The organism is Xanthobacter sp. NM-25 (assembly GCF_022138605.1).
Lineage (GTDB): Bacteria > Pseudomonadota > Alphaproteobacteria > Rhizobiales > Xanthobacteraceae > Xanthobacter.
Genome location: NZ_JACBFS010000002.1, coordinates 518787 through 532629, shown reverse-complemented (window position 1 = coordinate 532629; position 13843 = coordinate 518787). Strand labels below are relative to the sequence as shown.

Annotated in this window: 13 protein-coding genes; 7 read left to right on the top strand and 6 right to left on the bottom strand. The window is 68.9% G+C overall.

All coding sequences use genetic code 11. The annotated features are described in order from the left end of the window. Positions 1-13 precede the first annotated feature (13 nt). Positions 14-745: a class I SAM-dependent methyltransferase gene (locus MEU52_RS08270; RefSeq protein ID WP_238120435.1), complete on the bottom strand. Its 732-nt coding sequence runs from the start codon at positions 743-745 to the stop codon at positions 14-16. Between the two features lie 212 nt (positions 746-957). On the opposite strand from MEU52_RS08270, the gene gloB reads away from it, so the two are divergent. Then, the gene (gene gloB / locus MEU52_RS08265) at positions 958-1731 is read left to right on the top strand and encodes a hydroxyacylglutathione hydrolase (RefSeq protein WP_238120436.1); all 774 of its coding nucleotides are present in this window, start codon (positions 958-960) and stop codon (positions 1729-1731) included. Positions 1732-1766: 35 nt separating this feature from the next. Further along, positions 1767-2204 (top strand): cupin domain-containing protein, encoded by a 438-nt coding sequence (locus MEU52_RS08260; RefSeq protein ID WP_238120437.1) that lies wholly within the window; start codon positions 1767-1769, stop codon positions 2202-2204. A gap of 70 nt (positions 2205-2274) precedes the next feature. Here the strand turns inward: MEU52_RS08260 and MEU52_RS08255 are convergent, their stop codons facing one another. The 3 genes from MEU52_RS08255 to MEU52_RS08245 all read right to left on the bottom strand — a co-directional run bounded on the left by MEU52_RS08255 (position 2275) and on the right by MEU52_RS08245 (position 5567). Next, positions 2275-2874: a sigma-70 family RNA polymerase sigma factor gene (locus MEU52_RS08255; RefSeq protein WP_238120438.1), complete on the bottom strand. Its 600-nt coding sequence runs from the start codon at positions 2872-2874 to the stop codon at positions 2275-2277. Positions 2875-3397: 523 nt separating this feature from the next. Further along, positions 3398-3673 (bottom strand): KGG domain-containing protein, encoded by a 276-nt coding sequence (locus MEU52_RS08250; protein WP_443266296.1) that lies wholly within the window; start codon positions 3671-3673, stop codon positions 3398-3400. Between the two features lie 145 nt (positions 3674-3818). Further along, positions 3819-5567 carry a sensor histidine kinase gene (locus MEU52_RS08245; protein WP_238120439.1) on the bottom strand — a complete coding sequence of 583 codons (1749 nt, stop codon included), beginning with the start codon at positions 5565-5567 and terminating at the stop codon, positions 3819-3821. A 222-nt stretch (positions 5568-5789) separates the two neighbouring features. Here MEU52_RS08245 and MEU52_RS08240 point away from each other — a divergent pair, with 222 nt between their 5' ends. Continuing rightward, positions 5790-6581 (top strand): response regulator, encoded by a 792-nt coding sequence (locus MEU52_RS08240; RefSeq protein WP_238120440.1) that lies wholly within the window; start codon positions 5790-5792, stop codon positions 6579-6581. Between the two features lie 158 nt (positions 6582-6739). Then, positions 6740-7030 carry a glycine zipper domain-containing protein gene (locus MEU52_RS08235; RefSeq protein ID WP_238120441.1) on the top strand — a complete coding sequence of 97 codons (291 nt, stop codon included), beginning with the start codon at positions 6740-6742 and terminating at the stop codon, positions 7028-7030. 18 nt (positions 7031-7048) lie between these two features. Here MEU52_RS08235 and MEU52_RS08230 read toward each other — a convergent pair whose 3' ends face one another. Then, complete coding sequence (locus MEU52_RS08230; protein WP_238120442.1) at positions 7049-7477, bottom strand: response regulator; 429 nt, start codon at positions 7475-7477, stop codon at positions 7049-7051. A 317-nt stretch (positions 7478-7794) separates the two neighbouring features. On the opposite strand from MEU52_RS08230, the gene MEU52_RS08225 reads away from it, so the two are divergent. From MEU52_RS08225 to MEU52_RS08215, 3 genes are all read left to right on the top strand, one after another. Next, positions 7795-8313, top strand: coding sequence for a tellurite resistance TerB family protein (locus MEU52_RS08225; protein WP_238120443.1), 519 nt, complete (start codon positions 7795-7797; stop codon positions 8311-8313). 16 nt (positions 8314-8329) lie between these two features. Next, the gene (locus tag MEU52_RS08220) at positions 8330-9124 is read left to right on the top strand and encodes a glutamine amidotransferase (RefSeq protein WP_273546113.1); all 795 of its coding nucleotides are present in this window, start codon (positions 8330-8332) and stop codon (positions 9122-9124) included. Positions 9125-9594: 470 nt separating this feature from the next. Further along, the gene (locus MEU52_RS08215) at positions 9595-11235 is read left to right on the top strand and encodes an FMN-binding glutamate synthase family protein (RefSeq protein ID WP_238120444.1); all 1641 of its coding nucleotides are present in this window, start codon (positions 9595-9597) and stop codon (positions 11233-11235) included. Between the two features lie 22 nt (positions 11236-11257). Here the strand turns inward: MEU52_RS08215 and MEU52_RS08210 are convergent, their stop codons facing one another. Then, positions 11258-13687 (bottom strand): mechanosensitive ion channel family protein, encoded by a 2430-nt coding sequence (locus tag MEU52_RS08210; protein ID WP_238120445.1) that lies wholly within the window; start codon positions 13685-13687, stop codon positions 11258-11260. Between the last annotated feature and the right edge of the window lie 156 nt (positions 13688-13843).

The following is a 13843-nucleotide window of genomic DNA, read 5'->3' as shown; positions in this document are numbered from 1 at the left end:
CGCGTCGGCTGCCCTATCCCGCCGGGACGCCGCCGAGCACCGGTTCCAGGGCCGGTTCGAGCACCGGAACCAGACGCGAGCGGCGCACCGCCACCGGGCGATAAAGCTGCTTGGTCGCCTCCACCACCAGCACCCCGGAAAAGGGCAGGGAGAGCCGCGCGCCGACCCGCTCGAAGGCCACCGCCGTGCGCAGGAACCAGGCGCTCGGCGGGGCATAGAGCGCCTCGCCCCAGCCCACCGGGGTGAACAGGGCCTCGCGCAGCAGGTTCACCACCTGGCCGCGGGAGAACGGGCGGCCATTGCCGAACGGGGTGGTGTCGAGCCGCGCCCACACCCCGCGCCGATTGGGCACCACCGCCAGCAGGCGGCCGCCAGGGGCCAGCACGCGCCACACCTCGCGCAGCATCTCGGCGGCATTATCGGTCATTTCGAGGGCATGCACCGCCACCACCCGGTCGATGCTGGCGGTGGGCAGGGGCAGCATGGTCTCGTCGGCGAGCGTCGCCAGCGTCGGCCCGCTGGAGGGCCAGCGCACCACGCCCTGGGCGGCGGGCATCACCGCGATGCAGCGCTCGGCCTCCTCGCGGAACACGCCGAGATACGGCGTGGCATAGCCGAGGCCGAGCACGGCGAGGTTGGTGACATTGTCGAACCGGGCGCGGATCGCGCGGCCGAGCAGGCGTCGTGTCATGATGCCGACCGGCTGGGCATAGAAGTTGCGCAGGTCCACGACGTCGAGATACATGCCGCTCCCCTGCACCTCAGTCCTCCGCTGCCGGGCGCGCGTGCGCCGGATCCCGCCCGATCATGTTGCGTCCTGCGCCCGGGCGACGCAATCGCGGCGCGGTGGTTGGGTGGCCTTTTCCTTTGCGCGTGAATAGACGATCATGACCGCCAGGTCGCCAGAGATCTGTCGCCTGGCGTGGGGGCGCCATGCGCCGCCCGGGGAGTGTGTTCGTGCCGGCCGAGATTCGCCTCGTTCCTTGCCTTAGCGACAATTATGCCGTGCTGCTGCACGACCCCGCCACCGAAGCCACGGCGGTGGTCGATGCGCCCGAGGCCGAGCCCATCATGGCCGCGCTGGAGGCTGCGGGCTGGGCCCTCACCCACGTGCTGGTGACCCATCATCACGCGGATCATGTGCAGGGCATTCCCGCTTTGAAGCAGCGCTATGGCGCCACGGTGGTGGGGCCGCGCGCCGAGGCGAGCGACATCCCCGGCCTCGACGTGGCGGTGGTGGACGGTGATCCGGTGGCGGTGGGCACGCTGGTGGGCCGGGTTCTGGAAACCCCGGGCCACACCGCCGGCCATGTGGTCTATCTGTTCGAGGACGAACACGCCTTGTTCGCCGGCGACACCCTGTTCACCCTGGGGTGCGGGCGGCCGTTCGAGTGCGAACCGGCGGTGCTGTGGCACTCCCTGCAGCGCCTCAAGGGGCTGCCGGGGGATCTCCAGGTCTACAGCGGTCATGAATACACGCTGAGCAATGCCCGCTTCGCCCTCTCCGTGGACCCCGACAATGCCGAGCTGAAGACCATGTTCGCCCGCGCCGAGGTGGCGCGGGCCAGGGGCGAGCCCACCATTCCCTCGCTGATGGCGGATGAGCGGGCTGCAAACCCCTTCCTGCGCGCCGATGATCCCGCGCTCGCCGCCCATCTCGGGCTCGCCGGAGCCGATCCGGCGGACGTGTTCGCCGCTTTGCGGGCCCGCAAAAACACCTTCAAGGGCTAACGTTTTCAATCGCTAACATTTTCAAGGGCTGAGCCATGATCCCTCTGGACGTTGGCCTGAGCGCCGCCGATGTGGTCCGCCTGCTGGAGTTGCAACCCCATCCCGAGGGCGGGCATTTCCGCGAGACTTTCCGCGATGTGGCGGCCGATGGCGGCCGCGGCGCCTCCACCGCCATCTATTTTCTGCTGGCGGCCGGGGAGGTCTCCCACTGGCATCGGGTGGATGCGGTGGAGGTCTGGCATTGGCATGCCGGCGCGCCCCTCACCTTGTCGCTGGCGGATGCGGCGGGCCGGCGCGATCTGCGGTTGGGACCGGCGTTGGACCGTGGCGAGCGGCCCCAGGGCATCGTCCCCGCCAGCGTGTGGCAGGCGGCGGCGAGCCAGGGCGCCTGGACCCTGGTGGGCTGCACGGTGGCCCCGGCCTTTGACTTCTCCGGCTTCGAGCTGGCGCCACCCGGCTGGGCGCCCGACTGAGACCGGTCCACCTCCGTGGGGCGCGCCGCGCGTCGTCCCGCCGGCGCGGGCCGGAGCCCGGCGTGCGGTTTCAGCTGTCAGATTTCGGCACGTGGTGGGCGGCGGAGAGGGCCACCGGGTCACCTTCCACCACCTCGGCGGTGTCCTGCGCGCCCATCAGGCTCAGCAGCTTGGCGCGGGCCCGGTTCACGCGGCTCTTGATGGTGCCGAGAGCGCAGCCGCACACATCGGCAGCTTCTTCATAGGACAGGCCGGCGGCCCCCACCAGAACCAGCGCCTCGCGCTGATCGTCGGGCAGCTGAGCCAGGGCTTCCTTGAGGGTGGAAAGGGTGACCGACCAGTCTTGGCCGGGGCCCATGGTGTGGTCCTGCTGGGCGAGAGCCGACAGGCCGTCGTTCTCCCGGCGCTTTTTGCGCATGTCCGTGTAGTAGCTGTTGCGCAGAATGGTGAACAGCCACGCCCGAAGGTTCGTGCCGGGATCGAATTTCTCGATGTTCGAGAGGGCTTTGAGCAGCGTCTCCTGCACCAGGTCGTCGGCCTCGGCGCGATTGCGCGTCAGCGAGCGGGCAAATGCGCGGAGCGCCGGCAACAGCTCCAGCACCTGGTCGCGCAGATCCTGCGCGCCGGACTTGGGCGCATCCGCTGGGTGTGCGTGATCGTTCACGTCCATGGAAGCCCCTTTGGAAGTCCCTTCGGAAGCCTCTTGCTTGACGGACCGTGGGCGGCCCGGCTGCTGCGCATCGACTGAAGTGCCTTCGCGATCGGCGGTCAAGGGCCCCGATTGGGCGCGCGCCGGGCGTGATGACTGCGGCCGGTGTGTCGGCACCGCGTCGCCGATGCGGTCGCTCTCTTGGAGTCGTTTCGGGGGCCGATCCTGGTCCTTATCTCGGCCCCGGCCTTGGACGGCGGCATCGGCGTCGGGGTGGGCCGCCGACGCCGCGCCCCAGGGCGAAGCCTCCGGGGGGCGGGCAAGGGGCCGGTCAAGGGGCTGGGCAAGGGGCTGGGGAAGCCGGGGAGCGCGGGTGTTCAACGACCATCGTAGGGCGGCGGATACGGGTTGAGATTGCGGCAAGGGCTGGCCTCCGTTCTCAAAGGGATCCGAGGGGCAGGCACGCTCTCCTCGCATGCTGTCCTCGTCTGCTCTCCTCTTGCATGGCGCCGGGGCAGGGGCGCCGGTGACGCTGCGGGGTGGGCTACATCTTGGGAGGGCTCTTCTGGCCCCCCTTCTGTCCCGCCAGGGAGGCAAGGGAGCGGTCCCGCGAGAAGCTGCGCTGGTCGTCGGAGACACTCTGACCACCCTTGCGACCCGCCGCGGCGGCGAGGGCCCGGTTCTGGGAGAAGCTGCGCTTCTCGGCAGGCACGCTCTCTCCGCCCTTGCGGGCGATGGCCCGTTGCTTTTCCGCATCCATGGCGGCGAAGCCACGCGGTGCGGGGGTCTTGCTGGGACTCTTGGAGGGCATCTTTTCCATTCTGCTGCTCCTGCTCGGCTGCCCTGCCGCCGCGCTGCGGAAATGGCAGGGGCGCCGCATGGGGCCTCTGGAAGCACAAACGTCACCGGAGCGGAAAAGTTCCACCCATGGTCATGCGCGGGTGCGAGGGCGTCGCCGCGCGGCGTTAGCGGCTGCCATCGCGACAGGGAAAGGTGCCGCAGACGGTGACGCGCGGACCGCTCGTCCTCTGTTCGAGGGTGCCGCCGAGCTGGGCGGCGAAACCATAGGCGAGATCAGCGCCAGTGGCGGCGGGCGGGGGGCCGTCCACCGGCGCTTCCACCGCCACCTGAAGCCGGTTGTCGGCGACGCTGCCGGACAGGGTGAGGGCGAGAGCGGCGCGGTCCCTGGCATCATCACCATCGGCCATGGCGAAGCGCAGGACGATCTCCACCAGCATCAGCGCCAGGGGCACCGCCATGTCGGTGGGAAGCGGCGCGTCCTCGGCCTCGACCGAGATGCGCAGCGGGCCCTCGGCGGCGCTTTCCAGCAGGCCGGCCAACTCGCCCATGAGCTCACGCAGCCGCACCTGCGAGCCTTCCGTCGCCTCGTAGAGGATGCGATGCACCAGAGCGAGGGTGTTGACGCGGGTGCGCAACTGCTCGAACCGCCGCCGATCGGCACCCCGCGGGATCGCCGAGCCGTAGAGGCTGATGAGGCTCACCACGATCTGCAGGCTGTTCTTGATGCGGTGGTGGATCTCGCGCACCAGCGCCGTCTTCTCCGCCAGGCTCTCGCGCAGCCGCGCATCGCGCTCGCGCACGGCGAAGGCCATGTTCTCCACCGCGTGGCCGAGGGCGCGGAACTCGCTGGGCGCATCTTTGATCCGGGTGGGGCGGAAGGCGTAATGGCCCTGGGCGTAGACCGCCGTGACGCGCCGCAGATAGAGCACCCAGCGCAGCACGATGCGATCCACCGCCAGCCACAGCCCCACAAGGCTGGCGACGACGATGAGCGCGGGCAGGGCGAAGCTGGCGGCCACCGTCAGCACGGTCCAGCGGAACAGGCTTTCGGTGGGCAGGGCGAAGGCGATGGTCAGGCCCTGCCGGCTCAAGGGGGCCGTGGCGAAGGTCCAGCTACGCCCGTCACTGTCCCGGGCCTCCCGCAGGCTCCGGCCGGTGCGCGTCATGTCCTGCCCGGCGAACAACGCGGCGCTGGCGGTCCGGGCGTTGGAGACCAGCTCCTCACCATGGGGAGAGAACAGCGCGACCATGCTGCGCGCCGGCGGCGCCTCGCGTTTCATCAGATTGTCGAGCCAGGCGATGTCGATGCCCATGGCGATGGTGCCGTCCACCTGCCCGTCGGCACCGGTCAGGGGCAACAGGGCCATGAGGATGCCGTCGTGGGCGGTGGGGCTGGCGATGCGGCCGGACAGCCGGAACATCCGCGCGTCGGCGGCGGCGCGCCACCAGGGGGCATCGCTCACGTCGGTCTGCTCCAAGGGCAGGGCCGCGCAGGTCACCTTGCCGGTGGTGTCGATGACGCTGATGTTGCTGGCGAAGGGCAGGCTCAGCACGGCGCCGTGCAGAATCGCCGGGCAGGAGGGCGCACCGGTCACCACATCGGCGACGTTCTTCAGTGCCTGCAGCACGTTTTCTGCCGAGGCGATCACCGCCTCCTGGTCCGCGGCGGCGGCGGTGGCGTGCTGCAGCAGCCGCTGGCGGGCCTCTTCCTCGGCGGCGTTGAGCTGCATGACGCCCTGGATGAAATTCAGCGCCGCGATGGGGGCGAGCGCCAGCAGCACCATGAGAATCAGCCGCCGGCGCACGCTGTCGAGCAGGGTGCGCGGACGGCTGGCCGCGGCGGCGAACAGGGCCGAGCGTTCGCGGTGGCGTGTGCGGACGGCTTGCGCCTTTACCCAATCCATGAACGCCATCACCCTCGTTCTGCGCCCGGTCGACCCCGGAATGAAGCACGCCACATCTCGTCCCGCACGAGCCACCGCTGTAGAATGTCCCGGTGCGTCATCGGGTTCCGCACGCGCCGCACCCGGAACAATCGGCAGGTGACGGCGTTGGAAACCATCGAGGCGTTCGTTCCGGTGCCGTCCTTGGTCCGTGCCATTATGAGCGAGTGCCATCCTTCAGGAGAGTCGCGCATGCCGCAAACCTCGATCGTCAAGCAACTGCCGGCGCTGCGGCGCTATGCCCGAGCCCTGCTCGGTTCCCAGCAGGCGGGCGACGATCTGGTGAAGGAGACGCTGGAAGCGGTGCTGGATGGAAAGGTGCCGCTCGACACCGGGGTATCGCCCCGGGTGGCGCTCTACCGGGCCTTCCACCACGTGTGGAATCGCCGGCCCGGCCTTCCCGAGGCGGGCGCCCTGCAGGCCGACTTGCGACTGCAGGCCATGGATCTTTCGTCGCGGGTCGCCTTCCTGCTCACCGCCATGGAGAGCTTTTCTTATGCCGAGGCCGCCAGCATTCTCGGCGTGACCATCGAGGAGGTGGAGGCGCAGGTGGTGGCCGCCCAGCGGGACATCGACCGGCAGATCGCCACCCGGGTGCTGATCATCGAGGACGAGTGGGTGATCGCCCTTGACCTGCGCACCATGGTCGAGGAGCTGGGGCACGAGGTGATCGGCGTGGCGCCCACCCATGCCAAGGCGGTCGAGCTGGCGCAGAGCGGCAATTTCGGTCTGGTGCTGGCGGATATCCAGCTGGCCGACGGATCGTCGGGGGTGGATGCGGTCACCGACATCCTCGAGCGCTTCGCGGTGCCGGTGATCTTCATCACCGCCTTTCCCGACCGCCTGCTCACCGGCGAGCGGCCGGAGCCCACTTATTTGATCACCAAGCCGTTCCTGTCGGAAACGGTGAAGGCGACCATCGCCCAGGCGCTGTTTTTCCACGAGGCCCGCAGCGTCGGCGCCGCGTCCGAGCGGATCGCCTGATCCGCGGGGCACGTGCGCCGGCTGCCGCGCCTGTCCGCTGCCGCGCCTGTCCGTTGCGCCATCGCATTGTCCAACGGCGTGGAGGCGGGCAAGGTGCGGCGGTCGGCATCATCCGCCGCCTCGCCCGTGCGGGTGTGGCGGGAACCGACACGAGATGAATGGAGACCATGATGGCCGAGAAGAGCGAACCGAGTCTGGGAGACGTGCGTCAGGATCTCGATCAACTGCGCGCCGATTTCGCGCGCCTCATCGACAGCCTCGGCAAGACCGCCCAGAGCAAGGTCGAGGGCCTTGCCGGCGAGGCGCAGGTTCAGGCCGCGGCGGCGAGCGAGTGGGCCGAGGGGCACTCGGTGTCGGTGCGCGAGGCCATCCGCGAGCAGCCTTTCGTCGCCTGCGCCGTGGCCGCTGGCGTCGGTCTGCTGCTGGGGCAGCTGCTGCTGCGGCGGTGATCGGTTCCGACGCTGGCGCTAGGCGCCGGCGTCGGGCTCTTCCGGGATCGCCACCCCCACCTCGCGCAGCGCCCCCCGCAGGGTGGCCACGTCATAGGGCTTGCGGATCATCACCAGGCGCGCAACGCCGTCAAATTCCGCGGCAATCTCCTCGATGGCATAGCCGGTGGCGATGATGATGGGCAGGGTGGGCGCCAGCCCGCGCAAGGTGCGCACCACCTCGTCGCCGCCGATGTCGGGCAGGCCGATATCCACCAGGGCCAGCAGCAACGCCCCATCGCCACCGGACTGGAAGGCGTCGCGCGCGTGATCGATGGCGGCGGCGCCATGGCCGGCCACCACCACCATGAACCCGTGGTCCTCGAGCACCTGCTGGGCCACGAGCGCGACGAATGGCTCGTCCTCCACCAGCAGGATGGTTCCGCGCGCGCTCGGCTGTTCGACCACTGGACGTTCCTTCCTGAACCGCGACCCTGGCGCGGCGTCTTTGACCCGTATCGGAGCCGATGGGCGCGGCGGCATCATGGCATAACGGGCGATGGGGGGAAGCACCCGCGCGGTGCGGCTTGCGGGCCTTGCTCCGGCGCTGGCATCATGGCAATGGCGGTGGGGTCAGAGCCTCGCCGGGTGGCGGTTCACGCGCGATCCGGCCGTACAGGTCCATGTTCACCCGGGTCGCGGTGTGCCTTGGCCACCGCCATCCGCCCGAGCGGTCCCCCACCGTGCGCACCCATCGCGCGCCCACGCAGCAGGATGCCCGACGCATGTTCCGCACCCTCTCGGACTTCATCACCGACATCACCGGCGGACGTCGTGACACCGATGCGTTCAGCCCGGACGATTATCGCCTCGCCGCCGCCGCACTCCTGGTTCACGTCGTCTCCATCGACGGTGTGGTGACCGACGCCGAGCGGGCCATGCTGCGCCAGATTCTGGAGCGGCGGTTCGCGCTCGAAGGTGCGGAGAGCGATGCTCTGGTTGAATTGGCCATTGCCAAGGATGCCGAAGCCGTCGATCTTTATGCCTTCACCAGCGTGTTGAATCGGGCGTTGGACGAGGAGGGCCGGCGCCGCATCATCGAGATGATGTTCGAGGTGGCCTTCGCGGATGGCACCTTGAGCGAGTTCGAGGACAACCTCGTCTGGCGCGCAGCGGAATTGCTCAATGTCAGCGCGCGCGAGCGGGTGGAGATCCGGCGCGAGATTCGCGAGGAGACGGAAACGAGCGGTGAACGACAGGATCAGGCCCCAGACACAGCACCCGACCACACCGACCGCGCTTGAGCCGGAGGCGGTGACGCTGCGGACGCCTGCAGGCTCACGCCAGCCGTTACCATGCAGCGCCGATGCCGCCCAGCCGGCGGCGGGCGGGCCGGCCACCGACATCCTCATCATCGTGCATCAGGCCCATTCCTCTCCCGGGCGCATCGGCGAGCGGCTGCAGAAGCGCGGCTATCACCTCGATGTGCGGCGCCCGGCGCTGGGCGAGCCTTTGCCGGGCTCGCTGGAGGATTACGCCGGCGCCGTGGTGTTCGGTGGCCCCATGAGCGCCAATGACGACCTGCCCTTCATCCGTGCCGAGATCGATTTCATGGCCAAGGCGCTGGCGGCGCGCATGCCGCTGCTCGGCATCTGCCTCGGCGGCCAGATGATGGCCAAGGCGCTGGGCGCGCGGGTGCTGCCGCACCACGAAGGCACGTGCGAAATCGGCTATTATCCGCTGGCGGCCACCGACGCCGGTGAGGCACTGCTGCCCTGGCCCAGCCACGTCTATCATTGGCATTCCGAGGGGTTCGAGCTGCCGCCCGGCGCCGATCTCCTGGCCACGGGCGAGGTTTTCCCCAACCAGGCGTTCCGCTATGGCGCCAACGCTTTCGCCCTGCAGTTCCACCCGGAGGTGACGCGGGAGATGATGTGCCTGTGGACCGTGCGCGGCGCCCAGAGCCTGTCGAAGCGCGGCGCGCAGCCGGGGCAGGCCCATCTGGACGGTTGGCAGCGCTATGATTCCGCTGTCTGCCGCTGGCTCGACGGGTTCCTGGACGTCTGGCTCGCCGAGGAGGCGCGGGGCGCCGCCAGGGCGCTCTCGCAGGACTAGTCCACCCCAGTCGTCCGCCCGCCTTCCGGGCTCTCGCAAACTGCAAGAGACCACCCTTGGCATTTTGCAAAATGCGAGCACGATTTGCATTCTGCGAAGCCGTCACGCAAGCTTGGCCATATTTTGTAGGCTGGATGGGGTCTGCGGCCTACATCTTGTTTTTGCCGAATTGGCAGGCCATTTGCTGATACAGGGCGAGGCCGGTCGTCAGGTGTCAGCGTCACCGGCTTCGATGGGGGCGCTCGCCGGTCTGCGGTGAGCGCCCCAATTTCTTTCAGCCGGCCGCCGGGCCGCGCCCCTCCATCATGGAAATGTCGTTCATTTCGGCACAAGACGGGGCCGCGGCGCGCGTGTTCTGTCCATTTGGCGATTCAGCGGCCGTCGATTCTGCTCTAGCGTAGCAGGCTGGAAACCGGAGGAACGCCACCATGACGGGAGCCCACGGGCCGCGATCGAGCGCAATGGCTTGGATGACGCCGAGCACCAAGACGCTGCTGGCCCGCTACAGTATTTTCATCGCCGTGAGCCTTGGGGCGTTGATCAGCCTCATCCTGTCGTTCTCGCTGCATCAGGCGTGGCTCATCGTCTTCTGCGTGCTGTTTCCGCTGGTGCTGCTCGGGGTGTTCGACATCACCCAGCCGGAGCATTCCCTGCTGCGCAACTACCCCGTCATCGGCTCCATGCGCTGGTTGTTCGAGGCGCTGCGGCCCTATCTGCGCCAGTATCTCATGGAGGACGACCTGTCCGAGCGGCCGTTCAATCGCGACGATCGCTCCCTGGTCTATGCCCGTGCCAAAAATGAGGAGGATCGCCAGCCGTTCGGCACCGAGCTCGACACCTACGCCACCGAATATGAATGGATGACCCATTCGCTGGCGCCCATGCCGGTGGCCAAGGAGCCGTTCCGGGTGAGTGTGGGCGGGGCGGACTGCGCCAAGCCCTATTCGGCCTCGGTGCTCAACATCTCGGCCATGAGCTTCGGCTCGCTGGGGGGCAACGCTATCGAGGCGCTGAACCTCGGCGCCCGGGAGGGGGGCTTCTACCACGACACCGGCGAAGGCAGCATCTCCCGGTATCACCGCATCCATGGCGGCGACATCGTGTGGGAGCTGGGGTCGGGCTATTTCGGCTGTCGCAATCCCGATGGCACCTTCTCGCCCGAGCGGTTCGCGGAGCGGGCGGCGGACGACCAGGTGAAGATGATCGAGATCAAGCTCTCGCAGGGCGCCAAGCCAGGCCATGGCGGCATGCTGCTGGCGGCCAAGGTGACGCCGGAGATCGCCGAGGCGCGGGGCATTCCTGTGGGCGAGGACTGCATTTCGCCGGCCCGCCATTCCGCCTTCTCGACGCCGGTGGAGATGATGGAGTTCGTCGCCCGCCTGCGCGAGCTGTCGGGCGGCAAGCCGGTGGGCCTCAAGCTCTGCGTCGGTCACCCCACCGAGGTGTTCGCCATGACCAAGGCCATGCTGAAGAGCGGCATCCGGCCGGATTTCATCGTGGTGGACGGGTCCGAGGGCGGCACCGGTGCGGCGCCGCACGAACTGGCCGATCACGTGGGCATGCCCCTGCGCGAGGGGCTGATCGTGGTTCGCAACGCGCTGGTGGGCACAGGCCTGCGCCCCGAGGTGCGCCTCGCCGCCTCCGGCAAGGTCACATCGGGCTTTTCCATGGTCGCCAACATGGGGATCGGCGCCGATTGGTGCAACGCGGCGCGGGCTTTCATGTTCTCGCTGGGCTGCGTGATGTCCATGCGCTGCCACACCGGCCAGTGCCCCACCGGAGTCACCACCACCGATCCGCACCTGCAGCGCGGGCTGGTGGTGGCCGAGAAGGCGCAACGGGTCACCAATTATCACCGCCACACGGTAGACGCGCTGGCCGAGCTGGTTGCGGCGGCGGGCCTATCCCATCCCAGCGAGCTGCTGCCGCACCATCTGTGGCATCGCGTGAGCCCCATCGAGGTGAAGCCCCTGGATCGCATCTACCCGTTCCTGACGGCGGGCAGCCTCCTGGCGGAGGCGGATGCCACGCCTTATGCGGCCGAATGGGAGGCCGCCGACGCCGACAGCTTCGCCCCGCGCCGGCCGGTGGGGCCGCGCCGGGCGGCCTGAGGGCGCCGCGCCGCGGCGTCGGTCACGACACCCTGCCGGAGGTGGGATCGCCGCCGGCAGGCATCGTCTCTTCCAGATCCTCGTCGGTCCGCTCCCGCGCGCCGGGATGCTCCTCCACCAGCGGGCCCGGGGTCTGGACGACGGGAGGGACGGGCGCCCGGGAGCCCTTGGGCGCGGCGCGGCGGGCGCCGCCGGTTTCCATCACCACATGCACCGGCGGGGCCTCGCCCTTCTTGTCGACGCCGAAATAGATGGTCTGATGGGGGAACGGGATGCGGATGTCGCGGGCGTCAAAGGCCGCCTTGATGCGTCGGTAGAATTCCCGTTTGACGTTCCATTGTCCCAGCGGCCGGGTCTTGAAGCGGCCGCGCAGCCAGACGGCGGAATCCTGCAGCCCCTCCACCCCCATCAGCTCGAAGGGACCGATGATGGTTTCGGCCAGCGGGCCGGTGGAGGCCATCTCCTCGGCCACTTCCGCCATCACCGCCAGCGCCTCGTCGATATTCTCACGGTAGGAGACGGAAACGTCGACCACCGCATAGGCGAACTGCTTCGACATGTTCTTGATGATCTGCACCTCGCCGAACGGCAGGGAGTGCACGTTGCCGTCGAAGTCGCGCAGATGCACCGTGCGGACGGTGATCTTCTCCACCAGCCCCGCGTGGGCACCGAGCTCCACCACGTCGCCCACCGACAACGTATCCTCCATGAGGATGAAAATGCCGGTGATGACGTCCTTCACCATGGTCTGCGCGCCGAAGCCGATGGCGAGGCCCAGCACGCCGGCGCCGGCCAGCAGCGGGCCGATGTTGACGCCGAGCTCGGACAGCACGATGAGCCCGGCGATGGTGACGAGGACAATGCGGAAGCCGTTCTGCAGGAACGGTAGCAGGGTCTTCACCCGATTGGAGGCGGGGTTGCGTTCATAGAGCCGGTCGGCGAAGGCGATGCCCACCTCCCAGGCGGCAAACCCGCCGGCCACCACGATGCAGATGGCGATGGCGCGGCCCAGCAGGTCTTCGCCATGGTCGGTGGCCAGCCAGTCGAACGGCTCGGCGCCCCAGATCTCCAGCAGGATCAGGGTGGTGACGGCGGTGATCAGCAGCCCCACCCCGTGCCGCAGGATCGGCAGATAGCGATTGGCCCGTGCCTCGAGCTGGGGAAACTCCTCCCGCACCGTGTCATTCAGCCGGAACACCGCCTTGCCTACCCGCATCAGGACGAGCATCAGCGCCCGCGCCGCCAGGATGGTGATGAGGGACAGGATGCTGGCCTGGGCGATGAAGGCGGTGCCCCCTTCGATGCCGAGGGCCCAGACCATGAACACCGCAACTACATAAGCGATGGCGAACAGGTGCCAGAATTCGGCGATCTGGTTGCGCAGCAGGGTCATCTGGCCGCCCGCCGCCGATACCTTGCGCAGCTGGCGGGCCACCGGGCGGCGGATCTGCAGAATCAGCACCACCGCCATGCTGGCGATGATGAAGGCCAGCAGATCCAGCAGCATGCCATGGGCGGCCGACGACAGGCCGAGGATCCAGGCGGCGCGCAGCAGGAAATAGCCGTACACCGCAGTGTAGGTGAACCGCCGGACCCAGAGGAAGCAGTAGGCGGCTCCCTCATCCCCCAGTGGCACCAGCCGCAGGCGCGGCAGGGACGGGGTGAGCACGGCCCGCGCCGCCGCCAGCACGCTGCGCGCCAGCACGTTGGCGTTGATCACCGTCACCACCGCCAGGCGCACGGCGAAGGTGAGGTCGGCGAAGGCCAGGACCCCGAAGGCGGTGGCCGCGAACGCGGCGATGGGCAGCACATCGAGCAGCGTGCGCAGGCACAGCCAGGCGAGCCGGGCGACGAGGCTGGCGCTGTTCTGGGCCTCCACCGCCCGGCGTGGGCGGCGCAACAGCCACTTCACCAGCCATTCCACCGCCAGCGCCGCAGCCAGCACCGCCGCCACCATGCCGGTGGCCCAGCTGATGTTCTCGATCACGCGCGGATCGGACAGGTCGGCAAACACCTGCAACAGCAGCTGCGGGAGATTGCGGATCTCGATGACGAGCGCCAGCACCGAGCTGGAGAACTGCCCCAGGCCGCGGGTGGCGCCGGTGAGCCAGTCGTTACGCGCGCCCTGATGGGCGAGAGGGTCGGCGACCCGCAGCAGGGTCTGGAGGTTCGTGATGAGATCCGCGCGGCTCTCGTCATCCTTGAGGGTGCTCAGCAGCCCCTTGATGTCCTTGCGCAGGCTCTCGGAGAGCGGAGGCGGCGTCTGCGCCGGTGCGGCAGGGGGCGCCGCGGCGGAGGGATCCTGGATGGAGGCCTCCGGGGTTGCGGCTCTCGCCCGTGGCAGCTCCAGGGGCTGGGCCCGGGCGGGCGCGGCGAACAGGCTGAACAGGGCGACGGCGACCAGGAGGGTCGCGAGAATCGAGGACGTTCTGAAAGGGGGGCGCAGCGCCATCGGTGGGGGTTCCCGACGTGATCTGGCGTGTTGCGGAGCAGCACGGAGAAGCGTCGCAAGGGCAACGCGGCGTGCCCCTAGCCTTTCATCGCAAGTGCGAAATGTCCACCCGTTGGTAATTAGGTAGCATTCCCCGGGGGGCATACGTGTGCCTTG